25 protein-coding genes are annotated in these 23,086 nt (G+C 72.8%); 7 read left to right on the forward strand and 18 right to left on the reverse strand.

The genetic code is table 11. From position 1 onward, the window contains the following. The 4 genes from FVE25_RS06515 to FVE25_RS06530 form a co-directional block, all read right to left on the reverse strand. A partial coding sequence (locus FVE25_RS06515; protein ID WP_157245552.1) for an AMP-binding protein occupies positions 1 to 809 on the reverse strand: 809 nt, incomplete at its 3' end. Between the two features lie 81 nt (positions 810 to 890). Further along, a complete protein-coding gene (locus FVE25_RS06520) occupies positions 891 to 1,955 on the reverse strand; it encodes an alpha/beta hydrolase (RefSeq protein WP_157245553.1) in 1,065 nt (354 codons plus the stop codon). Between the two features lie 18 nt (positions 1,956 to 1,973). Continuing rightward, positions 1,974 to 2,354, reverse strand: a complete 381-nt coding sequence (locus FVE25_RS06525) for a hypothetical protein (RefSeq protein ID WP_157245554.1) — start codon at positions 2,352 to 2,354, stop codon at positions 1,974 to 1,976. Positions 2,355 to 2,458: 104 nt separating this feature from the next. Continuing rightward, positions 2,459 to 3,070, reverse strand: coding sequence for an NADPH-dependent F420 reductase (locus tag FVE25_RS06530; protein ID WP_157245555.1), 612 nt, complete (start codon positions 3,068 to 3,070; stop codon positions 2,459 to 2,461). An 80-nt stretch (positions 3,071 to 3,150) separates the two neighbouring features. Here FVE25_RS06530 and FVE25_RS06535 point away from each other — a divergent pair, with 80 nt between their 5' ends. Then, on the forward strand, positions 3,151 to 3,480 hold the full coding sequence (locus FVE25_RS06535; RefSeq protein ID WP_157245556.1) for a winged helix-turn-helix transcriptional regulator: 330 nt from the start codon (positions 3,151 to 3,153) through the stop codon (positions 3,478 to 3,480). A gap of 6 nt (positions 3,481 to 3,486) precedes the next feature. Here FVE25_RS06535 and FVE25_RS06540 read toward each other — a convergent pair whose 3' ends face one another. Further along, complete coding sequence (locus tag FVE25_RS06540) at positions 3,487 to 3,957, reverse strand: DUF2283 domain-containing protein (RefSeq protein ID WP_157245557.1); 471 nt, start codon at positions 3,955 to 3,957, stop codon at positions 3,487 to 3,489. 165 nt (positions 3,958 to 4,122) lie between these two features. Here FVE25_RS06540 and pyrF point away from each other — a divergent pair, with 165 nt between their 5' ends. Beyond that, the gene (gene pyrF, locus FVE25_RS06545; protein WP_157245558.1) at positions 4,123 to 4,935 is read left to right on the forward strand and encodes an orotidine-5'-phosphate decarboxylase; all 813 of its coding nucleotides are present in this window, start codon (positions 4,123 to 4,125) and stop codon (positions 4,933 to 4,935) included. A 96-nt stretch (positions 4,936 to 5,031) separates the two neighbouring features. Beyond that, positions 5,032 to 6,087 (forward strand): glycoside hydrolase family 19 protein, encoded by a 1,056-nt coding sequence (locus FVE25_RS06550; RefSeq protein WP_246266727.1) that lies wholly within the window; start codon positions 5,032 to 5,034, stop codon positions 6,085 to 6,087. A gap of 40 nt (positions 6,088 to 6,127) precedes the next feature. On the opposite strand, the gene FVE25_RS06555 is transcribed toward FVE25_RS06550, so the two are convergent. After that, the gene (locus FVE25_RS06555) at positions 6,128 to 6,655 is read right to left on the reverse strand and encodes a helix-turn-helix domain-containing protein (protein ID WP_157245559.1); all 528 of its coding nucleotides are present in this window, start codon (positions 6,653 to 6,655) and stop codon (positions 6,128 to 6,130) included. A 74-nt stretch (positions 6,656 to 6,729) separates the two neighbouring features. Between FVE25_RS06555 and FVE25_RS06560 the strand changes: the two genes are divergently transcribed. Then, positions 6,730 to 7,668: an alpha/beta hydrolase family protein gene (locus tag FVE25_RS06560; RefSeq protein WP_157245560.1), complete on the forward strand. Its 939-nt coding sequence runs from the start codon at positions 6,730 to 6,732 to the stop codon at positions 7,666 to 7,668. A gap of 6 nt (positions 7,669 to 7,674) precedes the next feature. On the opposite strand, the gene rbsK is transcribed toward FVE25_RS06560, so the two are convergent. From rbsK to FVE25_RS06610, 10 genes are all read right to left on the reverse strand, one after another. After that, complete coding sequence (rbsK, locus tag FVE25_RS06565) at positions 7,675 to 8,562, reverse strand: ribokinase (RefSeq protein WP_157245561.1); 888 nt, start codon at positions 8,560 to 8,562, stop codon at positions 7,675 to 7,677. After that, positions 8,559 to 9,911 (reverse strand): ADP-ribosylglycohydrolase family protein, encoded by a 1,353-nt coding sequence (locus tag FVE25_RS06570; RefSeq protein WP_157245562.1) that lies wholly within the window; start codon positions 9,909 to 9,911, stop codon positions 8,559 to 8,561. Before FVE25_RS06570 ends, rbsK begins: the two co-directional genes overlap by 4 nt. Beyond that, the gene (locus tag FVE25_RS06575) at positions 9,908 to 11,047 is read right to left on the reverse strand and encodes an ADP-ribosylglycohydrolase family protein (RefSeq protein ID WP_157245563.1); all 1,140 of its coding nucleotides are present in this window, start codon (positions 11,045 to 11,047) and stop codon (positions 9,908 to 9,910) included. The genes FVE25_RS06570 and FVE25_RS06575 overlap by 4 nt, the downstream gene beginning before the upstream one ends. Continuing rightward, on the reverse strand, positions 11,044 to 12,012 hold the full coding sequence (locus FVE25_RS06580; protein ID WP_246266729.1) for an ADP-ribosylglycohydrolase family protein: 969 nt from the start codon (positions 12,010 to 12,012) through the stop codon (positions 11,044 to 11,046). The genes FVE25_RS06575 and FVE25_RS06580 overlap by 4 nt, the downstream gene beginning before the upstream one ends. A gap of 5 nt (positions 12,013 to 12,017) precedes the next feature. After that, positions 12,018 to 12,974, reverse strand: a complete 957-nt coding sequence (locus FVE25_RS06585; protein ID WP_157245565.1) for an ADP-ribosylglycohydrolase family protein — start codon at positions 12,972 to 12,974, stop codon at positions 12,018 to 12,020. Then, on the reverse strand, positions 12,971 to 14,284 hold the full coding sequence (locus FVE25_RS06590; protein WP_157245566.1) for an ABC transporter substrate-binding protein: 1,314 nt from the start codon (positions 14,282 to 14,284) through the stop codon (positions 12,971 to 12,973). The genes FVE25_RS06585 and FVE25_RS06590 overlap by 4 nt, the downstream gene beginning before the upstream one ends. Positions 14,285 to 14,293: 9 nt before the next feature. Beyond that, complete coding sequence (locus FVE25_RS06595; RefSeq protein WP_157245567.1) at positions 14,294 to 15,112, reverse strand: carbohydrate ABC transporter permease; 819 nt, start codon at positions 15,110 to 15,112, stop codon at positions 14,294 to 14,296. After that, on the reverse strand, positions 15,109 to 16,023 hold the full coding sequence (locus FVE25_RS06600; protein WP_157245568.1) for a carbohydrate ABC transporter permease: 915 nt from the start codon (positions 16,021 to 16,023) through the stop codon (positions 15,109 to 15,111). The genes FVE25_RS06595 and FVE25_RS06600 overlap by 4 nt, the downstream gene beginning before the upstream one ends. Continuing rightward, a complete protein-coding gene (locus FVE25_RS06605; protein ID WP_157245569.1) occupies positions 16,020 to 17,069 on the reverse strand; it encodes a LacI family DNA-binding transcriptional regulator in 1,050 nt (349 codons plus the stop codon). Before FVE25_RS06605 ends, FVE25_RS06600 begins: the two co-directional genes overlap by 4 nt. A gap of 174 nt (positions 17,070 to 17,243) precedes the next feature. Beyond that, positions 17,244 to 18,458: an MFS transporter gene (locus tag FVE25_RS06610; protein ID WP_246266731.1), complete on the reverse strand. Its 1,215-nt coding sequence runs from the start codon at positions 18,456 to 18,458 to the stop codon at positions 17,244 to 17,246. Positions 18,459 to 18,501: 43 nt separating this feature from the next. Between FVE25_RS06610 and FVE25_RS06615 the strand changes: the two genes are divergently transcribed. Continuing rightward, positions 18,502 to 19,689 carry an ROK family transcriptional regulator gene (locus FVE25_RS06615; protein WP_246266733.1) on the forward strand — a complete coding sequence of 396 codons (1,188 nt, stop codon included), beginning with the start codon at positions 18,502 to 18,504 and terminating at the stop codon, positions 19,687 to 19,689. A gap of 127 nt (positions 19,690 to 19,816) precedes the next feature. Here the strand turns inward: FVE25_RS06615 and FVE25_RS06620 are convergent, their stop codons facing one another. Next, entirely contained in the window at positions 19,817 to 20,665 is an 849-nt protein-coding gene (locus FVE25_RS06620) for an alpha/beta fold hydrolase (protein WP_157245570.1), read from the reverse strand. A gap of 548 nt (positions 20,666 to 21,213) precedes the next feature. After that, positions 21,214 to 21,810, reverse strand: a complete 597-nt coding sequence (locus tag FVE25_RS06625) for a PadR family transcriptional regulator (protein ID WP_157245571.1) — start codon at positions 21,808 to 21,810, stop codon at positions 21,214 to 21,216. A gap of 205 nt (positions 21,811 to 22,015) precedes the next feature. Here FVE25_RS06625 and FVE25_RS06630 point away from each other — a divergent pair, with 205 nt between their 5' ends. Together FVE25_RS06630 and mihF are read left to right on the forward strand one after the other, a co-directional pair. After that, complete coding sequence (locus tag FVE25_RS06630) at positions 22,016 to 22,420, forward strand: GlcG/HbpS family heme-binding protein (protein WP_157245572.1); 405 nt, start codon at positions 22,016 to 22,018, stop codon at positions 22,418 to 22,420. A 96-nt stretch (positions 22,421 to 22,516) separates the two neighbouring features. After that, positions 22,517 to 22,822, forward strand: coding sequence for an integration host factor, actinobacterial type (mihF, locus tag FVE25_RS06635; protein WP_157245573.1), 306 nt, complete (start codon positions 22,517 to 22,519; stop codon positions 22,820 to 22,822). The last annotated feature ends 264 nt before the right edge of the window (positions 22,823 to 23,086 follow it).

Raw genomic sequence — 23,086 nt, forward strand, 5'->3', positions numbered from 1 at the left:
ACGCCGTACAGCGCGGTGCACCTCTCCTGCTGCACGGCCTGCAGCGTCGCCTCCGGCGCGAACCCGGCGGCGGGGATCACCACGCACGCCCCGTGCGAGGCGGCGCCCAGATTGCCCATGACCATGCCGAAGCAGTGGTAGAAGGGCACCGGCAGGCAGACCCGGTCGGCCTCGGTGTAGCCCAGCAGTTCACCGACGAAGAAGCCGTTGTTGAGGATGTTGTGATGCGACAGCGTCGCACCCTTGGGGAAACCGGTCGTGCCCGAGGTGTACTGGATGTTGATCGGATCGTCGGCGCTCAGCGACGCCATCCGGGCCCGGACCGCGGCCGGGTCCGCGGGCAGGGCCAGCAGGTCCTCCCAGCTCGGGTCGCCGAGGTAGATCACGTCGGCGAACCCGATCTCCTCGGCCATGGCCCGGTAGTCGCTGCCCTTGTGCGCCAGCGCGCTGATGAGCAGCCGCAGGCCCGACTGCCTGACCACGTAGGCGAGCTCGTGGGCGCGGTAGGCGGGGTTGACGTTGACCAGGATCGCGCCGATCTTCGCGGTGGCGTACTGGACGATCACCCATTCCGCGCAGTTGGGCGCCCAGATGCCCACCCGGTCACCCTTGGCCACACCCCGGGCGATCAGAGCGGCGGCCAGCCGGTTCACCTCGGCGTCGAGCTCGGCGTAGGTCCACCTGCGACCGGCGGGCACGTCCACCAGAGCCTCGCGACCGCCGAAACGGGCCACCGTACGCTCGAAGTTCGCACCGATCGTCTCGCCGAGCAGCGGGGTCTGCGCTGTGGCGCTGGAGTAGGACAGCATGGGTTCAGTGTCCGTCCGGGTGCGCCGCCCGCACCAGTCCGGCCCATGGCCACGGCGTGTCTTCTGTGCTTCAGCACAGGGTCAGCGCAGGGCGTTGGCGATGGCCACGGCGGTGGTGCGCCAGAGGGGGGTGCCGGGGTCGATGACCGCGAAGTGGTCGCCCGACATTTCCAGATATGTCAGGTCGTCGCCGGATTCCTTGGCCGCCCTGGCGTAGCGGCGGCTGAAGTCGATCAGGTCCAGGTCGTCGCCCCGGCCCTGGACCACGAGCTGGCGCACCTTCAGCGGCAGCCTGGCCAGCGGGCTGGCCGCGCCGTACACCTCGGCGTCCCCGCCGAGGGCGGCGGCCACCGCGCCCGAGCTCAGCCAGCGGCGATCGCCCTCGACCAGGTCCAGGACGCCGGCCAGCGAGACCGCCAGCGCCACCCGGGCGCCGTCGGCCGCCGCCCGCAACGCCAGCTGCGCGCCCGCCGAGTGGCCCGCGACCGCCACGCGGTCCAGGTCCAGGCGCTCCTCGCCGGCCTCGGCCAGAGCGCCGACCCCGGCCGCGACGTCGGCCGTCGTGGCCTCCCAGCCGTGCAGGTCGGGGCGGCGGTACTCGAGGTTCCACACCGCGAACCCGCGCCCGACCAGGTCGGCGGCCAGCGGCTCCATGAGGTCGGCCGCCCAGATCGAGCGCCAGTAGCCACCGTGCACCAGGACGATCACCGGCACGCTCGCCGCCGCGAGGTCCTTCGGCAGGTAGAGCTCGGCCCACTGGTCGGCATGCGCGCCGTACGCGACCCGCCGGGCGGGGTGCCGTGACCGGTGCACGGCGTGCCTGATCGCCCACGCCAGCCCCTCGACGCCCCGGCCGTGCAGGTGGCGCGCCTCCGCGCCGACGCACACGTCGTCGGCGCGGGTGAGGTCCAGCCACACCACCGGGCCGGCGAACTCCGCCATCAGCGCCCGCGCCGCGGGCTCCGGCCCCGGGATGACCACCGGCACGCCGTCGCCCGGCCCGCCCGCAAGCAGTTCGCCGGCCGTACGGGCGTACGTCACGGTCCCGGCCGCGCCGAGCGCCGCGAACTCACGCTCGGCGATCTCCGACAACAGCGCGGGATCGGCGACGACACCCGGCCCCACGAGTACCCGCACTTCACTCACGGGTTCGACAGTACTTGTTCATATACGGGACACGCGAGGGGAGAATGACCACACCAGGAGCCAGACGCTGAGCCCGAAAATGCTCACGCCCAGCGGCACGTGCACCGCCGTGGCGCCCGAGCCGCCCGTCATGGACTGCCCGAAACCCAGCAGCAGGACCGCGAGCCCGGCCAGCGCCGGCCAGCCCGCCCCGCCGCCCGGCCGCCAGGCCAGCACCCCGGTGACGGCCAGCAGCAGACCGGCCACGTGCACGACGCCCGCGCCCATGCCGTGCGCCGCCGTGCCGGCGCCGCTCAGAAGCTGCCCGGCCGTCACCGCCTGCGCCAGCACCGCCAGCGCGTTGACCACGATCGCGACCCTGAAGGCGGTGCTGAGCCCGCCGCGCTGCTGGGTTACCACGGATGTCTCCTTCGATCTCGGCTGCGCCCCCAGCCTGGCGCGGCGGGCGAAACCGGGCATCCGCCCGCCGTCGCGCCCGCCACTACGCCCCAGGGCGTACGCCGCTACCCTCCCGTCACGTACTCCAGCGGCGGCACGATCGCCTGCGCGTCCGCCCCCGTCGCCCACAAGCCGACCATGAACGCCATCGTCGCCTCGGCCAGCGCCGCGCGCTCCAGCCCGCCGCCGTCGACGGGCACGCAGCCCAGGTCGCCGACCAGCCCGCGCACCGCGGCCACGGCTCCCTCGTCGTCCCCCGACAGGGGTACGGCGAGCGGCCGGCCGCCGAACACCGGCGGCGTCATCCGCCACACGTCCACGTGGCACAGGTTGAACGCCTTGACCACGTGCGCACCGGTGTCGCGGGCGATGTGCGCGGCCATGTCACGGAGCAGCCTGCCGTCCTCGACGGCGTTCGTGCAGTCCACCAGCGTCCGGCCGCGCAGCGGCAGGCCCTCGAGCACCTCGTCGGCCGCGTCGTGGAGGACGGCCAGCAGCACGACCTCCCCGAACTCCGCGGCCTCCCGGAACGTCCCGGCCGCCGCGCCCATGCCCGCCGCCCTGGCGCGGGTCTTCTCCGGATCGCGGCCGCTGATCATGACCGCGTGCCCGGCCTCGATCCAGCGGGTGCCGAGGGCGTCGGCCATGTTGCCCGCCCCCAGGATTCCGATGCGCATCGCGCGTCCCCTTCCTCTTTCCGATAGGAAGAAGCTAGAGAGACGACCACTAACCATTCGGTGCCCGGGGAGGGCGTAGCGTGTTCCTCGCTGACTGCCAGGCTCGGCTGGCCTTCGACCTGCTGGGCAACACATGGAACGCCGTGCTGCTCTGGTCGTTGCGCCATGGGCCGCGGCGGCCGTCCCGGTTGCGGGCCGAGGTGGGCGGGATCAGCGCGAAGGTGCTCAACGAGACCTTGCGCCGCCTGGAGTTCAACGGGCTGGTGGCCCGTGACAGCAGGCCGGGGCGGGCCGAGTACTCACTGACCGAGCTGGGCCGCAGCCTCCTGGGCCCCATCGAGTCCTTCGGGCAGTGGGCCGCCGACCATGCCGACGAGGTGCTGGCCGCCCAGGACGCGGCCGGACGCTGAGCCGGGTCAGGCGCGCATCTCGGAGGGCAGCCGGGTCTCGGCGTCCAGGAGTTCGACGCCCAGCAGTTCACCCGTCGCGGCGAAGTCCAGGACCACGTCGTCGGCCACGGCCTGCCGTACCGCCTCGCCGGGGGCGACCTCCCGCTTCATCGCGATATAGGCGGCGTTGACGTCCCTGTCCAGGGTGACGTACACGGTCCGCGGCCCGTCGTCCTCCTCGTCCCACGACAGCAGCCCCTCCCGCCCCTCGGGCGAGCCGGCCACGGCGCTGCGCAACATGCTCAGCACGAGCTCCACCACCTGCACCGCGTCGGACCCGGTGACCTTCCGCTCGTGCTCCCACCCGTCCAGCCCGTCGATGCGGTACGGGCACGACCACTCGCCCGTCGGCTCCTCGTACGGCAGGCCGATGGTGATCGTCACCTCCCGGGGCGGCAGGGTACGCAGCGTGAGCGTGCGACTGGCGATCTCGTACATGCCTGCGATCTACCCATCACCCACCAGCCGGAAGACTGGCACGGTCAAGAGACTTGACCCCACGCCATAGGCCCATCCGCGGCTGGTGTCCATACCCCCTCGGACTGAATCCATGCTTCACGCCCCGTGAAGCGGTTAGGCTGCCGCGCGTAAGGGGGGATCACCATGAGAGAAGAGACGTTCGGTGCACGTCTGCGCACCCAGCTGGATAAATACGGGCCGTTGTGCGTCGGCATCGACCCGAGCCCGGGGCTCCTGCACGCGTGGGGGCTCGACGATTCACCCGCCGGACTGGAACGCTTCAGCCGTACCGTGGTGGAGGAGATCGCCGACATCGCCGGGGTGGCCAAGCCGCAGTCCGCGTTCTACGAACGCTGGGGCAGCCGGGGCATCGCGATCCTGGAGCACACGATCGAGGACCTCAGAGCCGCCGGCCCGCTGGTCATCCTGGACGCCAAACGCGGCGACGTGGAGCATACGATGGCCGCCTACGCCGAGGCATACCTGGACCCCGGCAGTCCCATGGCGGCCGACGCCCTGACCGTGAGCCCGTACCTCGGTACCGAGGCCCTCGCCCCCGCGATCGACCACGCCCGCCTGCACGACGCCGGCCTGTTCATCCTGGCCCGCACCTCCAATCCGCAGGCCGCGCACCTCCAGCGGCAGGTCGCCGCCCAGATCTTCGGCACCGTCGCCGCGGCCAACCGGGCCCAGACGCCCCTCGGCTCGATCGGCGTCCTGGTGGGCGCCACGGTCGCGGACCCGGAGTACGACCTGTCCCGCCTGAACGGACCCATCCTGGCTCCCGGCCTCGGCGCCCAGGGCGCCACCCCGGCCGATCTGGCCCGCCTGTTCGCCCCGGTACGGCAGGCGGTCATCCCGTCGGTCTCGCGGGCCGCGACCCTCGACCCCACCAGGATCCGGGAGACGGTGCTGCGCTACCGCGACGAGTGCGCCCACCACCTGTCGGGCCAGTAGCGTCCTGACTTTGGGTCTTGCGCACTTCCCGCACAGCGGTTAATTCTTAGGAAACTTTCCTAAGCATTTCCCCCCAGATGCGAGGAAGTGGTACACGTGCAACGACTCCTGGCCCCATTGCTCGCCCTCCTGGTGGCGGCGGGGGCACTGGCCGTGGTCGTGCCGGCCGCCGCCGGCGCGGCCGCGTGCGCGACCCCGTGGAGCGCCTCGGCCGTCTACAACGGCGGCGCGGTCGTCTCCCACAACGGGCACAACTGGTCCGCCAAGTGGTGGACCCAGAACGAGACCCCGGGCAACGCCGGCGTCTGGGCCGACCAGGGCAGCTGCGGTGGAGGTGGCGGCGGTGGAACGTCCTGCGATTATCCGAACTGGGCCGCCGGGCAGTGGTACCCGGCCGGCAGCATCGTCCGGTACACCGACGGCGCCTATTACCTCGCCGTCCACGAGAACCCGGGATACGACCCGGTGATCAGCCACTGGTACTGGGACCCGTACACCTGCGGCGGCGGCCCCACCGACCCGCCCGACCCGTCGGGCTTCGTGGTGAGCGAGGCTCAGTTCAACCAGATGTTCCCGAGCCGGAATTCCTTCTACACCTACAGCGGCCTGACCACGGCCATGGGCGCCTTCCCCGCCTTCGCCAAGACGGGCAGCGACACGATCAGGAAGCAGGAGGCGGCCGCGTTCCTGGCCAACGTCAACCACGAGACCGGCGGCCTGGTGCACATCGTCGAGCAGAACACCGCCAACTACCCGCACTACTGCGACCGGAGCCAGTCCTACGGCTGCCCCGCCGGGCAGGCGGCCTACTACGGGCGCGGTCCCATCCAGCTGAGCTGGAACTTCAACTACAAGGCGGCCGGCGACGCGCTCGGGCTGCCGCTGCTGACCAACCCGTGGCTGGTGCAGCAGGACGCGGCCGTGGCCTGGAAGACGGCGCTGTGGTACTGGATGACCCAGAACGGCCCCGGCACCATGACGGCCCACAACGCGATGGTCAACAGCCGCGGCTTCGGCGAGACCATCCGCAGCATCAACGGCAGCCTGGAATGCAACGGCGGCAACCCCGGCCAGGTCCAGAGCCGGGTCAACGCCTACCAGCGCTTCACCCAGATCCTCGGCGTGAGCCCCGGCGGGAACCTGACCTGCTGATCGGCCGAGGTGCGCCCCCGCCGTGACGGCGGGGGCGCCGTCACGTCTCGAGGGGGAAGTGGATGGGGCTGAGCAGGTAGCGGCGCCGGTCCGGGGTGGCGGCGTTGCGGATCACGGGGAGGATGGCGGCGCGGAGCCCGGCGATGAGCTCGTCGAGCTCCTCCGGGGTGAGCCAGAGGGCGTGCTGGCGGTAGCCGACCGCGTCGGCGACCGGGTCGGCGCCGTCGCGGCCGACGTAGGCGCTGAACTCGGCGAGCAGCGTGGCGATGGCGGCGGTGAACACGCGGCGCTGGTCGTCGGGGCTCAGCCCGGCCATGGCGGAGGTGTCGACGAAGGCGCGGTCGCGGCGCAGGCGGTACCTGCGTTCCACGGCGCCCCTGATGCGCTCCTCGCCGTCGATCTCCAGGACTCCGGCGTCGGCCAGGACGCTCACCTGCCGGTAGACGGTGGCCTTGGAGACGTCGGAGATCAGCTCGGCGAGCTGGGCGGTGGTGACGACCCGCTGACCGGCCATGGCGTGCACGATGCGCAGCCGTACCGGGTGGGCGAAGAGTTCCAAGGCATCCATCCCCCTATTATCTCACGTCATGCGAACGTTCGCATCACTTGCGAACGTTCGCAGTGGGCGATAACGTGACGGCCATGCGACCCGACATATCGCGAAAAGAACTGATTCTTGATGGTCGCCTTCACGGCACCCTGACCACGCCCCCGGGCGAGGGCCCGCACCCGGCCGCGCTCATCCTCATGCCCGGCAAGCTCGACCGCGACGGCAACCTCGGCAAAGGCCGCATCGACCTGGGCCCCGCCCTGGCCACGGCCCTGGCCGAGCGCGGCGTGGCCGCCTACCGCTACGACCGCCGCGGCGTCGGCGCCACCCCCGGCGACTGGATGGCCACGGGCTTCCACGAGCATCGCCAGGACGCGGCCACGGCGCTGCGCGAGCTCGCGAAACTCCCCGGCATCGGCCCGGTCGGCGCCATCGGCTACAGCGAGGGCGCCCTGCACGCGGCGGCTCTCGGCGCGCGCGAGGGCGCGGCGGCCGTGGTGATGATCTCCGGACACGCCAAGACCGGTGAGGAGACCCTCCTGTGGTGGGCGGCGGGCAAGGACGCCGAGGGCCTGTCCTGGCCCCTGAAGCTGGTGGCTCTGCTGCTGGGGCGGAGCACCATGCGCGGCCTGGCCGCCAAGATGGCCGCGAAGCTCAAGGCGACCAAGGGCGACGTGGCCCGCCTGTACGGAGTCAGGCTCGGGGCGCGGTCCATGCGGGAGTTCCTGGTCTACGACCCCAAGAAGGACCTGTCCGAGGTCCGGGTGCCGCTGCTGGCCCTCACGGGCGCCAAGGACGTGCAGGTCGACCCGGCCGACCTCGAAACCATCGCGGACGTGGTGCCGGGCCCGGCCGAGACGCGCCGGGTGCCCGACCTCACGCACCTACTGCGCCGCGACCCCGGCCCGGCCACCCAGCGCACGTACGGCCGGCAGTACGGCGAGCCGGTCGACGCCGGACTCGTCGAGGAGGTGGCCGCCTGGACCGCCCAGCGCCTCGGGGCCGGCAGCCCCGCCGGCGGGAGCAGGTGAGCCGCGTCAGCCGGCCAGGGCGGCGTCGATCTCGGCCCGGAGCGGCATCGAGGTGCTGGCGCCCTCCCGCTGCACCGACAGCGCCGCCGCGGCCGAGGCGAACCGCAGCGCCGCCGCCGGCGCCAGCCCCTCGCTGCGCGCCACGGCCAGCGCTCCCACGAACGTGTCGCCGGCCGCCGTCGTGTCCACGGCCTTCACGGGCACGGCCGGCACCCGCAGCCGCTCGCCGGAGCGCGACCCGTACAGCGCGCCGTCGCCGCCCAGCGTGATGACCGCCTCGGGCACCCTGGCCAGCAGCGCGTCGAGCGCGCCCTCGGCCCCGCTCACCCCGGTGATGGCCGCGGCCTCGTGCTCGTTCGGCACGATGAGGGTGACCGCCTCCAGCAGCTCGTCCGGAAGCGGCCGCGCGGGCGCCGGGGTGAGGATGACCGGCGCCCCGGACACCCGCGCCGCCTGCGCCGCCCCGATCACGGCCGCCATCGGCAGCTCCAGCTGCAGCAGGAGCGCCTGCGAGCCCGCGATCATCGCGAGGTCGTCGCCGGACGGCCCCGTGACCGTGCCGTTCGCCCCGGGCACCACGATGATCGAGTTGCCCCCGTCGTCGTCCACCACGATGTGCGCGATGCCGCTGGAACCAGGCACCTCGCGCAGGCCCTTCACGTCCACTCCGGCCGCGGCCAGCGTGGCCCGCATCTCGGCGCCGAACCCGTCGGCGCCGACCGCGCCCAGGAACGCCACCTGACCGCCGGCCCGCGCCGCGGCGATGGCCTGGTTGGCGCCCTTGCCCCCGGGAATCGTGCGGAAGCTGCGCCCGGTGACCGTCTCACCGAGCTTGGGCGCCTGCGAGACATACGCGACCAGATCCATGTTCGCGCTGCCGAAGACCGAGATCATGCCTTCATCATCTCCTGCGTACGGCGGGCCAGCTCATCCAGCCCCACCCCGTCGAAGCCCGTCAAGCTGCTGGCCAGCCCGCCCTCGACGAGCCACTGCCCGGGCACCGCCCCGGCCAGCGCGCCGGCGATCGAGCCCGCGGTGGCGCCGGCCGAGTCGGTGTCCCAGCCGCCGGCCACGGCGCCGGCGATGGCGCGGGTGACGTCGCCCCGGCCGTGGACCAGCGCGGCTGCGGTCAGGGCGGCGTTGTTGATCGTGTGGACCCAGTGCAGGGTCCCGTGGCGCCGGTAGAGGCGGTCCACGACGTCTTCGAAGCCCTCGAGGGCCAGGGCGTCCTCGACGGCCTGCCGTACCGCGTGATGGAGGCGGGACTTCGCGGGCACCACGGACAGTCCCGCCTCCACGATCTCCACGGCGCCGGCATCGGCACCGGCGAGGGCCTGGGCGCACATCGCGGCCACGAACATCGCGCCGTAGACGCCGTTGGCCGTGTGGGTCAGGCGGGCGTCACGCCAGGCGAACTCGGCGGCCGTGGCCGGATCGCCCGGGTTGACCCAGCCGTAGACGTCGGCGCGGATGAAGGCGCCGATCCACTCACGGAACGGGTTGCGGTGCGCGGCGGTGTCCGGGGGCTCCATGCCGTCGAGCAGGTTGCGGTAGGCGACGCGCTCGGCGGTGAACGTGCGCCCGGCGGGCAGCTCGTCCAGCCACAGCTTGGCCACGTCGGCCGTGGTGAACTCCCGCCCGTGCCGCTCCAGGACGCTCAGCGCCAGCAGCGGGTAGTTGAGGTCGTCGTCCTCGGGGATGCCGTCGATGTTCTCGGCCAGTGAGTTGACGGCGCTGCGCCGGTTCCACGGCCACCGCGCGGCCACCTCGCCCGGCAGCCCCCGGGCGGTGAACCAGCCCCGGATCGGCCAGTTCCCGGTGGCCTCGGCGATCTGCCTGATGCCCTCGCGCGGGATCTTCTCCACCGGCTTGCCCAGCACGCACCCGGCCACCCGCCCCTGCCACGCCGCCAGCACCCGGCCGGGATCGGGGGCCGCGCCGGAGGAGGGGCCGGGCCAGGCGGGGCAGGCGGCGACGATGTCCGCCAGGCCGGTCGGCTCCTCCAGCGGCGACGGCAGGACCGCCAGCTCGTCCAGCAGGTCCTCGGCCAGCCCGCGCAGCCGGGCGGCGGCGCCGTCGGAGGCTCCCGCGCGCGGCGGGGCGTCATGGCCGCCGGCCGCGTGCCAGCGGCCGGTGATCTCGCCGAGCTCGGCGGCGAAGGCGGCGGCCCGGCCGTCCTCGGCCGCCTGGCGCAGCTCGTGCCCGATCAGGTCCTCCGGCTGAACCCAGGTGAGGCGGATCATTCGCCGGCCAGCTGGGTGAAGGCCGCCTCGTGGGCGCGCCGGCGGGCCAGGTCGCCGGCGTGCACGCGCAGCGCCGCCCGGGCGATCACGCGCCCCGGCTCGACGAGGTCGGTACGGCTGGCCGTACCCACCGCATCCACCCACGCGGACGGGACGCCGGCGGAGCCGCCGAGCGCGCCCGCGATGGCGCCGCCCATCGAGGCGATCGAGTCGGCGTCGCGCCCGTAGTTGACGCCGCCGAGCACGGTCTCCCGGTAGTCGCCCTTGGCCACGACGAGGAAGGCCAGCGCCAGCGGCAGTTCCTCGATGCTGTGCACGCGGCTCGGCCGCCGCGCCCCGAGCCCCTGGTCGCGGTAGGTGTCGGCGACGGTGTCGAAGGGCCGCATGGCCGCCCGCAGCGTGCCGAACGAGCCCTCCCAGTGCCCGAGGCCGGCGGCGGCGCCGCACACGGCCTCGATGGCCGCCCGGCTGCCGTCCTTGGCCAGGCGCAGGCAGGTGGCGATCACGCTGTCCACGGTGGCGCCCGGCCGCATGGCCTCGGCCACCGCCGCGGCCATCACCCCGGCCGCCTCCCGCCCGTAGCTGGACTGGTGCGCCCCGGTCAGGTCGATCGCCTCGGCGTAGGCGGCGTCCGGGTCGCCCGCGTTGACGACGCCGACCGGCGCCACGTACATGGCGGCGCCGCAGTTCACGATGTTCCCGACGCCCGCCTCGCGCGGGTCGGCGTGGCCGTAGTGCAGGCGGGCCACGATCCACTTCTCGGCCAGGAAGACCCGCTGCAGCGGCAGCGCCTCGGCCTCCAGCTCGGGGATCCACCGCCGCTCCCCCATCAGCTCGGGCACGAAGTGCTCGGCCATCGCGTAGGCGTCCAGGTGGGCGCCGGTCTTCTCGTAGACGCGGATCAGCGCGTGGGTCATCAGGGTGTCGTCGGTGATGTGGCCGTCGCCCTTGTGGTAGGGGGCGATCGGCCGGGCGTTGCGCCAGTCCTCGTGGTACGGGGGCACGATGCCCTCGACGGCGCCGCCGTACCTGGCGGTGATCTGCTCGGGAGTCCAGCCCTCGGTGGCGCCGCCCAGAGCGTCACCCACCGCCGCCCCCGCCACGCAGCCGATGGCCTTGTCCTCAAGCGGCGTCATGACAGTCCTTCCGTGAGTTCCAGGAGATCGGTGCCCGCCAGTTCCGGCAGGCAGCATCCGGCGAGCGTGCGAACCGGCGTGATCCACCCCTCCGGGATCGCGCCGTACCCCCCGCACGCGCCGGTGATCGCGCCCGTGAGCGCGGGCGCGGAGTCCGCGGTGGCGGCCAGGCAGGCCGCCGCCGGCACGGCCGTCGCGAGGGCGCCGCCCGCCGCCTCGGCCAGCGCCAGCGCGATCGGCACGGTCTGCGCCGCACCGACCGCGTAACTGTAAACGTGATCGATCAAGGCCGAGTCGAGCGCCGGCACCGCGGCGAACGGCTCGCCGGCCTCGCGTGCGATCTGTACGGCGAGGCGGGCGTTGTGCCCGATCGCGGTGTCCTCCGGCAGCACGGCCAGCGCCGCCTCGACGGCTTCCGCCACCGCGGCGCCGGAGACGGCGGCGCGCACCGCGGCGGCGACGGCCATCGCCCCCAGGACGCCGTCCCCGGCGTTGGTGACCTGCGCGTCCGGGGCGGGGTCGCGCCCCAGGGCCCCGAAGGCCACCGCCCGGACGGCGGCGGCGTCGTCGAAGAAGTGCGGGTTGTCGTGCCCGCTGGCCGGCGGTTCCACGCCCTTGGCCAGGTTGTCCAGCGCGGCGGCGACGGAGATCCGGACCCGGATGTCGTCGCGCCCGGCCAGTTCCCCGAACGCCTCGGCCCGCGGGCGCTCCAGCGTGAGAACGGTCCAAGCCAGCCATTCGGCGTCGTCGGAAGGCCCGATGGCCAGCGGCGCGGTCGGCTGGTTGAGCGCGAACGGCACCGGCAGCGTGGTGAGCCGGTGTTCCTCGGCGAACAGGTCCAGTTCCCGGTGCAGCCGCCGGCTCCACGGGGCGTGCAGCGCCGCCCGGTGCCGTGCCGCGGGCCACCCGGCGGCGTCCCCCACGGCGAGGCCGATGAAGGCCCCCTTGATCTTGTCCCCCGACATCCTGCTCAGAGTCCTCTCGCCAGCTCGTCGGCGACGTCCAGCACGTGTCTGCCCGCCACGATCGGCAGGCATTTGCCCGTGGCGGGCCCGATGCGCGCTTTCCACCGCGCGGGCACCCCGCCTTCTCCTTGGGAAGCCCCGGCAAGGGCCCCCGCGATGGCGCCGATCGTGTCCGCGTCCCTGCCCAGCCCGACGCCGAAGGTCACCGACGCCTCCACCTCGCCGTCCCCGGCCAGGAAGGCGGCGAAGGCCAGGGCCACCGCCTCGGGGGCGAGGTCGGTCCACGGGTAGTGCCGGATGACGACGGCGTCATGCAGCCGCCTGCCCAGTTCCTGCGCGGGGCCGGCCAGCGCCTCCCGCGCCCGCGCCAGATTGCGCGCGGTCCAGGAGTCGGAGGGGACGGCGGCCAGCGCCGCGTCGGCCACGGCCGCCGGGGCGGCCCCGCCCATGGCGGCCGCCACGCCCGCCGCCACGGCCCGGCCGCCGAGGATGCCCTCACCCGAGCCGCTGACCAGCCCATCCTGCTCGGCCAGCCGGGCGGCCTCGGCCGGATCCCCCGGGCAGAAGATCCCGTACGGCGCGGCCCGCATGGCCAGCCCGTCCGACCACCCGTGGGAGTGCACCAGCCCGGTGAGCGGCGGCGTGAGCCCGCGCCGCAGCGCCTGTATCGTTCCCAGCTCGGAGAATCCCGCACCGCGCATCGGCCCGGTCACCAGCGGAATGATCTCGTTCCGGTAGGCGGCGGCCACGTCGGCGGCGCTCAGGCCGTGCCCGTGCCGCACCAGAAGGGAGGCGGCGAAGATGGCGTACTCGGTGTCGTCGGTGCCGCCTCCCTCGATCTCGGTCAGCCGTCCCCAGCGCCGGGTGATCTCCTCCGGCGTGAGGTTCTCGGCGGGCGCCCCGAGGGCGTCGCCGGCCGCCAGGCCGAGCAGACACCCCCGGGCCCTGTCGCGATAGGTCACTTCTGGTACCGCTCCAGCACCGCGTTGCCCTCGGTGACCAGCTTGTTCGCCGCCTCGTCGAGGCTGATCTTGTTGGCGTAGTACTGCTGGAGCACCGGCGTGGCGACCTTGCTCTTCCACTCGTCGAAGCCCTTCACCTTGAGGAACGGGGCGACGACGAGGCTCTTGCCGGAGGCGGTGGCCACGTCCCAGCCGTTCTCCTGGGTGGTCATCGACGGGTCGGCCGCGGCGGCCTGCGAGGTGGGCAGCAGCCAGTCGCCCTTGGCGAGCTTGGCCTGGTTCTTGCCGTTGAGGAAGAACGAGATGAACTTGAGCGCCTCGTCGGCGTGCTTGCTGTCCTGGGCGACCGAGAGCGTCTGGGAGACGGCGCCCTGCTCGGTGGTGGTGCCCTTAGGGCCGGGCAGCGTCACCCACTCGAAGCCGTCGGGCGCCTGCTCGACGACCTGCTGGCGCAGGTAGACGCCCACGGGCAGCAGGGCGAACTTGCCCTTGTAGAAGGCCGGCAGCGGGTCGGCGGTGCCCTGGCCGAGCGCGGCCGGGTCGGCGGACTTGTCCTTCCAGAGCTGGTCGTGGATGCGCTGGAGCACCTCGCGCTCCTCGGGGCCGACCTTGACCGTGGTCTTGCCGTCGGCGCCGGTCTCGAAGAACTTGCCGCCGAAGTTCAGCGCCAGGTTGAGCGTCTTGTTGACCGGCGACTTCATCGGCCAGGCGACGCCGAAGCCGCCGTCCTTGGTCATCTTCTTGGCCGCCGCGGAGAACTCCTCCCAGGTCCACGGGTTGTCCGTGGTGGGGATGCGCACCTTGGCCGCGTCGAGGAGCTTCTTGTTGGCGATGATGACCTGCGACTCCTGCAGGAACGGCACGCCGTACACGCCCTGGTTGCCCTTGCCGTCGTCGAAGGTGGTGGTGTCCCAGGCGGCCTGCGGGATGTCGCTCTTCAGCTCGGCCGGGATCTTGTCCTTGAGGTCGAGCAGGTAGCCGTCGGCGGCGAAGCCGGAAAGGGCCGGGGAGTCGTTGTGGATGACGTCGGGGGCGGTGCCGCCGGCGAACTGGGTGACGAGCTGGTCGTTGACGTTGTCCCAGCTGCCCTGGACGTAGGTGACCTGGATGGCGGGGTTGGCCTTGTTCCACTCCTCGACGAGTTCCTTGTTCGCCGCGAGGGACTCCTTCTGCCAGGCGAGGCTGAGGAAGTTCAGCTTGACCGGCTCACCGGGCTTGGCGGCTTCGCCCTTGTCGCCGCCGCCGCTGCCGCAGGCGGTCACGGCGACGGCGAGCAGCGCCGTCACCGCGAAAGCGGACCTGATTCGCATATGAGCCTCCTAGCCCTTCACGGCGCCGGCCATGAGGCCGGACTTCAAGCGCCGCTGAATGATTGCGAAGAAGATCAGGCTCGGGATCGTCGCCATGAGCGACGCCGCGGCCAGCGGGCCGAGCCTGGCCACCCCCTCCGGGCCGGTGAAGCGCACCAGCGTCAGCGGGAGGGTCATCACGTCGGGGTCCTGGAGGATCACGAGCGCGAAGAGGAACTCGTTCCATGAGGAGATGAACGAGAAGAGCAGGGTCGCCACCACACCGGGGGCGAGCAGGGGCGCGACGACGCTGGCCAGGGCGCGCAGGCGGCCGGCGCCGTCCACCGAGGCGGCCTCCTCCAGCTCCGGCGGCACGGCCCGCACGTACCCCTGGAGCATCCACAGCGCGAACGGCAGCGTGAACGTCACGTGCACCACGACGAGGCCGGGCAGGGTGTTCACCAGCTCCATCTCCCGCAGCACCATGAACAGCGGGATGATGATCAGGATGAACGGGAAGACCTGGCTGACCAGCACCCACCCGATCGCGATCCGGTTGACCAGGCTGCGGTAGCGCGCCATGGCGTAGGCGGCCGGCAGCGAGATCAGCACGGTGATGACGCTGCTGAACAGGGCCACGACCAGGCTGCGCGCGGCGGCGCCGGTGAGGTCCTGCTCCCCGAAGGCGTCGGCGAAGTTGGCCAGCGTCGGGTTCCGCGGGATCCAGGTGGGGTCCAGCTGCGCCATCTCCTGCGGCGTCTTCAGCGCGGTGGACAGCAGCCAGACCAGCGGGAAGGCGAGGAAGAGGACGTAGGCAAGCAGGGCCGCGTAGCTGGGCAGGCGCCTCACTTGGCCTCCTTCATCTGCCGCCACAGGTACAACCCGAGCACCGCGAGCACGACGATCGCGAAGGCGATGCCGAGCATGGAGGCGTAGCCGAAGAAGCGGTAGCGGAATGCCTCTTCGTAGGCGAACAGCATGGGCAGCCGCGTCTGGCCGCCGGGCCCGCCGGCGGTGAGCACGTAGACCAGGCCGAACTGGTTGATGTTCCACACGAAGTCGAGCGAGGTGATGGCCACGATGACCGGGCGGAGCTGGGGCAGCGTGATGTTCCAGAAGCGCCGCCAGCGGCCCGCGCCGTCCACTTCGACCGCCTCGTACAACTCCTTGGGCACGCCCTGGAGCCCGGCCAGCAGCACCACGGTGGTCTGCGGCATGCCGGTCCAGACGCCGACCACGATGATCGCGGGCAGCGCGAGCGAGAAGTCGGCCAGCCAGTTGACGTCCGTGCCGAGCATGCTGTTGAGGATTCCGGCGTCGGGGTGGTAGACGAGCTTCCACATGAGGCCGATGACCACGGGCGGCATCGCCCACGGCACCACCGCCAGCACCCTGGCCACGCCCCGGAACCTCAGGTTCTGGTTGAGCAGCAGCGCGAGGCCGAGCGCGGCCAGGAACTGCAGCAGCGTCACCGAGATCGCCCAGATCATGCCGATCTTGAACGAGGACCAGAAGTCGGCGTCGCCGAGCAGTTCGTAAACGTTTTCCAGACCGGTAAAAGAAATGTCGCGGTTGCGCGTCGCGCGGGCGTCGGTGAAGGCCAGGCCCACGCCGTACAGCAATGGGCCCACGCTGAACAGCAGGACCGGCACCAGTGCGGGCAGCATCAGCAGCCACATCTCGCGCGCGCGGCGCGAGCCCCCGCGGGCGCGCCGGACGCGCGGCGCGGGTGGCGCCGGTCGGGTCGCGGTCGCCGTCATCGGCCGCCTCCCTCCTGTGGGGTGTCGTACGGCAGGGCGGGTTCCCGGCCGGAGGTGGAGGCCCGCACCACGAGGTGGGGCGCGACCGTGACCAGGCGCGGCTCCCGCTCGCCGTGCTGCAGCCGGTCGAGCAGCAGTTCGGCGGCGGCCTTGCCGCGTTCGGCCGAGCCGAGCGAGACGCTGGTCAGCGAGGGCCAGGAGGCGGCGGCCAGGTCGGTGTCGTCCATGCCGACCACGGCCACGTCCGCGGGCACCCGCCGGCCGGAGGCGCGCAGCACGTCGAGCGCGCCGAGGGCGATGAGGTCGTTGGCGCACATGAGCGCGTCCACGTCGGGCCTGCGCGCCAGCAGGGCGGCCACCGCCCGGGCGCCGTCGGGCCGGTAGAAGTCGCCGATCTCGACGAGCTCCTCGTCGTACGGCAGGCCGAGCGCGTCCAGGGCCTCGGCGTAGGCGGCGGCGCGGGCGGCGCCGGGCACGGTGTCGAGGGGGCCGTTGACCAGCGCGATGCGGCGGCGGCCGAGCGCGTGCAGGTGGTCGAGGGCGAGCTTGACGCCGGTGCGCGAGTCGGCGCGGACGTTGTCCACGCGGGTGCCCTCGGGCACCTGGCCGATGATGACGACGGGGGCGCGGGCGGCCTTGAGCGTGTCGAGGTGCGCGGCGGTGACGCGCAGCGGGCTCATGATCAGCCCGTCGACGTAGCGCTCGCCGAGGCTGTGCAGCACGTCGATCTCGTCGGCGGCGATGGCGTCGGTGGAGTGCAGCACGAGGCGGTAGCCGGCGGCCTTGAGCACGGGCTGGATCTGGCGGACCATGGCGAGGTAGACGGGGTTGCCGATGTCGGCCATGGCGAAGGCGACCTGGTTGGTGCGGCGCGACTTGAGGCTGCGGGCCACGGCGTTGCGCACGTAACCCAGTTCCTCGGCGGCGGCCATGACCTTGCGGACCGTCTCCTGGCGGGTCGGCAGGCCGTTGAGCACCCGCGAGACGGAGGCGATGGATACGCCCGCGCGCTCGGCGATCGTGTTGATCGTGGGTCCGTCGGCCAAGGCTGTCCTTCCATGAGGGCAAACGGTGACAGACAGCCATCTGTAAACGTTTACCGGAGCACGCCTCATGAAACCCGTATGCAACCTTAGGGTCAAGTCACGATAGAATAACACCAGTTCAGGTGCTTTTTACGATTTGTCATGCTTGTTGATAGGGAAAGCCACCCTCCGTGATCACGAGTCGCGGGCGGCCACCGGTTCCGGGGCCGGGCGGGCGGTGAGCGCGCGGATGGACGGGCTGCCCGCCAGCGCCACCACGGCGGCCAGCACGGCCGGGATGACGAGCGCGACCGGCAGCGAGGACGACTCCGCCACGAACCCCAGCACCGCGGGCCCCACCAGCATCCCCGAGTAGCCGAACGCCGTGACCAGCGCCAGCGCCTTGCCCACCGGGCCGCCGGCCGCGCCGACGGCGCTGAAGATGACCGGGACCACCGTGGCCAGGCCGACACCCGCGAGCGCCCAGCCCGTCCAGGCGACCACCACGCGCGGGCCGTCCCCGGCCAGAGGCGAGAGCAGGACCAGGACGTAACCGAGGGTGGCGAGCAGACCGGCCAGCCGGATGGTGCGCACGGAGCCGAGCCTGGCCCGGATCGGGTCGCCGAGCAGGCGGACGGTCGTCATGGCCACGGCGAAGACGGTGTAGGCGAGGGGCGCGGCGGCCGGGTCGGTGCCGAGGATCCAGCGTGCGTGCAGGGCGGCCCAGTCGATGGCGGCGCCCTCGCTCAGATGCCCGGCGAACGCCGCCAGCCCGAGCAGCGCGATCAGCCCCCACCGCAGGCCGACGACCTTGCCGGACGCCTCCGGCGCACCTTCGGCGTCCGCGGGCGGGGCGGGCAGCAGGCGCAGGGCCGCGGGCAGGTAGAGGAAGGGCACGACGATCCCGGCGGCCACCAGCAGCGCCTGACCCTCCACGCCCAACTGGAGCACCAGCGACGTCAGGATGCCCGCGGTGGCCCCGCCCAGGCTCCAGGTGCCGTGGAACGCGGAGATGATCGGCCGGCCGTACACCCGCTCGACCTCGACGGAGTGGGCGTTCATCGCGACCTCGACCACGCCGAGGCCCATGCCGAACACCACGGCCAGAACGGCCAGCCACCCGTATGACGGCGCCAATGCCGGGCCGAGCAGCACCACGGCCGACAGCGGACCGGCGACCCAGCACACGCGGCGGCTGCTCCAGCGGTCCACGAGGGGGCCCGCCGCGAGCATGGAGACCAGCGCGCCGCCGGAGATGAGCAGCAGCGCGGTGCCCAGCCTGGCGGGGCCCAGGTCCAGGCGTTCGTTGAGGGAGGGGAGTCCCGCGGCCCACACGCCCATCACGAAGCCGCTGAGGAAGAAGAAGCCGAACACACCCTGTCGCGCACGACGTGCCACACTTTTGTTCACGCCGAGAGCATAATAAGCGGCATGAGGTTGCCACAATGACGAGATGCCGATCGTGACCGGGGCCACAACGAGCGCCGAACTCCGTGCCCACAACCGGGCCCGGCTCCTGCGCACCGTGCACGACGGGGGCGCCGGCCGTACCCGATCGCAGCTCACCAAAGACCTCGGCCTCTCCCGCGGCGCGGCATCCGTGCTGGTCGGGGGCCTGGTCGCGGACGGCCTGCTGCACGAAGGACCCGCCGCAGAACACGGCCGCGGCCGCCCCACCCAGATCCCGGGTCCACACCCCCGCGGTCCCATCGCGCTCGCCGTGGACCTGCGCGAGGACGGCTGGGACCTCGCCGCCGGCGAACTCGGCGGACGCACCACGCTCCTGGCCGCCCGCGCGCACGACGGCACCCCGGACGGCGCGTTCGGCCCGCTCGGGCACACGCTCGCCACCCACCTCCAGCGGTACGGCTCCCGCGCCGTCGGCATCGGCCTCGCGGTGCCCGGCCCGGTGCGCGAGGGGCGGCTGGTGGACGTGTCCCACCTGGGCTGGCGGGCCGTGGACGCCCCCGCGCTGCTCATGGAAGGCGGCCTGCCGCTGCACGTGGGCAACGACACCGCCTACGCGGCCCTGGCCGAGGCGCGGCGCGGCCGCCTGGCCGGGGTACACGTGGGCCTGCACCTGCACGTGGACTTCGACCTGGGCGGCGTGCTGGTGGTCGGCGGACGCCCCCTGGGCGGGGCGAGCGGCGCAGGCGCCGAGTTCGGGCACATGCCGCTGACCGGGGGGACGGCGCCGTGCGCGTGCGGCGCGCGCGGCTGCTGGGGCATGGACGTGGGTTCCTACGCGCTGCTGCGCCACCTGGGGCTGGCCGCGGGCGGCGGCCGGGGCCGCGACCAGGCGCGGGCCATCCTCGCGAAGTCCGCGCAAGGGGACCCGGCGGCGCAGGAGGCCGTCCTGTCCGGGGCCCGCGCCCTGGGCCGGGGCATCGCCGCGCTGGTCAACGCGCACGACCCCGAGATCGTGACGCTGTCCGGGCTCGGAGTGGAGTTGCACGCCCAGGGCCGTCAGGTGCTGGAGGAGGCGTTCCTGGGCGGCCTGATGACGATCCGCGGCGACCACCCGCCGGAGCTGGCCGCCTCGGAACTGGCGTGGGGCGGGGCACTGCGGGGAGCGATGGAGTCGGTCTTCGACGCCTTCCTCACCCCCGCCGGCCTCACCACCTGGCGCGCCCCGGACTGAACGGCACGGACGCCCCCGGGCCGGGCCCGCGAGGCCGGCCACACCACAGACGCCCCGGGCCGGGTCCGCGAGGCCGGCCACACCACGGGCAGCCCGGGCCCCGAGGCCGCGGCGCGGTGTTTCTGGGTCAGCTCTTGGCGCGCCCGAGATCGAGGAGGGTCCCGACCAGGGCCTCCTGGTCGGCGAAGGGTGCGAAGTGGCCGCCGGGCAGGTAGGCGGCCCGGACGTCCGGCAGCCGGTCGGCCAGGCTCCTGGCCAGCTTGACCGGGACCTTCGGATCCTCCACTCCGTGCAGGAGCCGCACCGGCACCTTCACCGCGGCCGGGTCGGCCGCCCAGGGCCGGAGGTGGCGCACCAGGTCGTCGGCCATCGCGGCGCCGCCCTGCCGGGAGCTCTCCGCCACGTCGGCCAGGAAGGCGGCCCGCCCCGTACCCATCCGCTCCCTGAACACCTCCAGATCGGCCGCGGGAAGAGCCCGCTCAACCCGGGCCATCAGCTTCGCCGCGTCCCCGCGCGCCCCCTTGGACATCGCACCGGCCGACACCGCGCACAACCGCCGCAGCAGCCACGGCGCGGACCGGGCCAGCCGCCAGTAGAAGGCGTCCTCCCGGCTGGCCGGTGCCCACTTGCCCGCCGGAGCCGGCGCCATCCCCGACAACACCGCCACCCCCGCCACCAGATCCGGCCGTGCCACGGCCAGCCCCAGCGCCGCCGAGGCCCCCATGGACACCCCCGCCACCACCACCGGCCCCACCGGCTCAACCAGCGCCGCCACCAGCTCCAGCCACGGCGCCCCGGGCGGCGTGCCCCCATACCCGGGCCGATCCACAGCGATCACCCGCACACCCTCGCGCCGCAGCACCTCCCCGCACAGCGTCCACCCCGCCGCCCAGCCCGAGGAGGCATACCCGTGCACGAACAACACCGGCATGCCACCCGGCACCCCGAACTCCCGCACCCCGAGCCCACCGACCACGCCACCCTCCCGAACCGGCTCCCCGGCTTCCCGAGCCCCAAGCCCCTGCACGCCATCTCCCCCACCCATCGGCTCCCCGCTCACCACGCCTCCCTCACCCACAACCCTCGACCTCCCGCACCCACAACCCACGACCTCCCGCACCCCGAACCCACGACCTCCCGCACCCCGAACCCACCCACCGGCCCTCCTGCTCACGCCCACCGCGCCCTCCTGCTCACACCCTCCACGCCTTCTCGCTCACACCCTCCACGGACTCCCGCATCCCGAACCCACCCACCGCGCCGACCGGCTCACACCCTCCACGCCTTCGTACTCACGCCCTCCACGCCTTCTCGCTCACACCCTCCACGGACTCCCGCATCCCGAACCCACCCACCGCGCCCCCCTGCTCACACCCTCCGTGGCTCCCCCGCCCCGAACCCACTCACCACACCTCCCGGGCCCACCGGCTCCCCGCGCTCTGAGCACCCCGCCCCGGCCCGGAGGCTCCCGGGCTCCGTGTACCTCGCACCCCTTCCCCGCTCCTCCGCCCCGTCGCGCCTCCCTCACCTAGGCCGGATCCCCGGGTTCCGGCCCCGGCCGTCAGCCCCTCCCGAGGCCACTCGCCCGGTGCCCGCCATGCCCGTGGGCCAGGTGGAGACGGTCTCGATCGCCCAGTCGGCCCACGACACCATGGCCTCCAGGCGCCTGATCCCGGCCTCCACGCCGAGCAGTGCCGCGCGGTCGGGGGCGAGGCGCAGGTCGAGGCCGTTCTTGAGGGCGCGCATGCCGCGCAGCCGCGCCCGGTGGTACTCCCGTTCCTCCCGCAGGTACCCGGCCGCCTCCTGCGGCGAGACCACCCACAGCGCGAAGGAACGCAGCACGGTCTCGTTGCGCTGCGAGTGGTCGGTGTCGCTGGTGAGCAGCCAGGTGCGCAGGACGCGCATCCCCTCGTCGGTGATCTCGTACGGCCGGCGGCCCCGTGATCCCTCGTCCTGTTCCCGGATGAGCCTGTCTGCGGCCAGGCGCTTCAGCTCGGGGTAGACCTGGGTCGGCTTGGCGTGCCAGACGAACTTGAGCACGCCGTCGAATTCCTGCCCGATGTCGTACCCGCTGCGCGGCGCCCCCGCCAGCAGGGTCAGCAGGGCCATGCGAAGTGACATGTTGCGATGATACTAAAAAAATTTAGTGTGGGGAGACAGTGTCGCCCATTACGACACGCCCGAGATGTGCGATGTGATGAAAACCACCGAGAAGGCATAAACCACACTTCCGAACACCTGATCGACGATCTTGCACAGGCGTCCGCGCGAGCCGTACACATGGATCTGCCGAGAAGATGAGATATCGGGACTTGGGGAGAGTCGCGTGAACCTGGAGATCGCACTGCGGATGTGTGAGGCGGCGTTGAAGCAGGCGGGGCGGGAGGGGGCGTTGATCTCCGTCGCGGTGGTCGACGCGGGCGGGCACCTGGTCACGTTCCAGCGCATGGAGGGCGCTGAAATCGCAGGTCCCGTGCTTGCGCCGGGCAAGGCGTACACATCCGTGGCCCACCGGAGGACCACCGCGGAGCTCGGCCGGCTGACCGCTCCGGGAAAAGAGCTCTCCGGGCTGGCCGGAGACCGGTTCATCTGTTTCGGAGGTGGCATCCCCCTGTGGGCGGACTACGGTGAGGGGGAACGCGTGGTCGGCGGCATAGGGGTCAGCGGAGGGACGGTCGCGCAGGACGTGGCTTGCGCCGAAGCGGCCGCCGAGGTCTGGCGGACCGGTTGAGCGGGCGCTTTCCGCAACAAGAACCGCTGGTATCCGCCATGATTAGCCACTGCACGACGGGTAACTGTCCGTAAATCCCGAGGAGAAGAGATTCCGATGGCACTTCCTACCCTTACCCCTGAGCAGCGCAAGGCCGCGCTGGAGAAGGCAGCGGAGGCTCGCGCCGCCCGCACCGCCCTGCTCGCCAAGGTCAAGGCCGGTGAACTGACGTTCGCGCAGCTGCTGGAGCGTGACGACGACATCGCCAAGAAGATCAAGGTCTCCCAGGCGCTGCGCGCGGTCAAGGGCGTCGGCCCGGCCAAGGCGACGGCGCTGATGGAGGAGGCGGGCGTGGACGAGAAGCGCCGCCTCGGCGGCCTGGGCGCCCAGCAGCGCAAGAAGCTGGTCGACGCGCTCGGCTGACCTGCCGAGCCGCCTGGGTCCGCGCGGAGCGCCGCGCGGACCGGCCGGCCCCTTGCCGGTCATCAGCGGACCGGTCCGCCCCTGCAGGCCGTACATGCGTCCGCAGCCGGGATCCAGGCCCGCGGGTGCCGCGTAAGCCCCGTGCAGGCCGTCCACGCACTTGCCGCCTGCGGGAAACACACGCCTGCCGGAAACATGCGCCTGCTGAAAGCGTGCGCGCCCCGTGAGCACCCGCCCGCTCACGGCCCCCTCCCCGCCTCGCCG

Origin of the sequence: Nonomuraea typhae, from assembly GCF_009760925.1 — a bacterium.
Taxonomy (GTDB): domain Bacteria; phylum Actinomycetota; class Actinomycetes; order Streptosporangiales; family Streptosporangiaceae; genus Nonomuraea; species Nonomuraea typhae.

Bases quoted from the DNA above. Each gene is read 5' to 3' on its own strand.
- FVE25_RS06530 (WP_157245555.1), bottom strand. From the start codon at position 3,070: ATGCGCATCGGAATCCTGGGGGCGGGCAACATGGCCGACGCCCTCGGC.
- FVE25_RS06540 (WP_157245557.1), bottom strand. From the start codon at position 3,957: ATGTACGAGATCGCCAGTCGCACGCTCACGCTGCGTACCCTGCCGCCC.
- pyrF (WP_157245558.1), top strand. From the start codon at position 4,123: ATGAGAGAAGAGACGTTCGGTGCACGTCTGCGCACCCAGCTGGATAAA.
- FVE25_RS06555 (WP_157245559.1), bottom strand. From the start codon at position 6,655: ATGGATGCCTTGGAACTCTTCGCCCACCCGGTACGGCTGCGCATCGTG.
- FVE25_RS06560 (WP_157245560.1), top strand. From the start codon at position 6,730: ATGCGACCCGACATATCGCGAAAAGAACTGATTCTTGATGGTCGCCTT.
- rbsK (WP_157245561.1), bottom strand. From the start codon at position 8,562: ATGATCTCGGTCTTCGGCAGCGCGAACATGGATCTGGTCGCGTATGTC.
- FVE25_RS06570 (WP_157245562.1), bottom strand. From the start codon at position 9,911: ATGATCCGCCTCACCTGGGTTCAGCCGGAGGACCTGATCGGGCACGAG.
- FVE25_RS06575 (WP_157245563.1), bottom strand. From the start codon at position 11,047: ATGACGCCGCTTGAGGACAAGGCCATCGGCTGCGTGGCGGGGGCGGCG.
- FVE25_RS06580 (WP_246266729.1), bottom strand. From the start codon at position 12,012: ATGTCGGGGGACAAGATCAAGGGGGCCTTCATCGGCCTCGCCGTGGGG.
- FVE25_RS06590 (WP_157245566.1), bottom strand. From the start codon at position 14,284: ATGCGAATCAGGTCCGCTTTCGCGGTGACGGCGCTGCTCGCCGTCGCC.
- FVE25_RS06600 (WP_157245568.1), bottom strand. From the start codon at position 16,023: ATGACGGCGACCGCGACCCGACCGGCGCCACCCGCGCCGCGCGTCCGG.
- FVE25_RS06615 (WP_246266733.1), top strand. From the start codon at position 18,502: ATGCCGATCGTGACCGGGGCCACAACGAGCGCCGAACTCCGTGCCCAC.
- FVE25_RS06625 (WP_157245571.1), bottom strand. From the start codon at position 21,810: ATGTCACTTCGCATGGCCCTGCTGACCCTGCTGGCGGGGGCGCCGCGC.
- mihF (WP_157245573.1), top strand. From the start codon at position 22,517: ATGGCACTTCCTACCCTTACCCCTGAGCAGCGCAAGGCCGCGCTGGAG.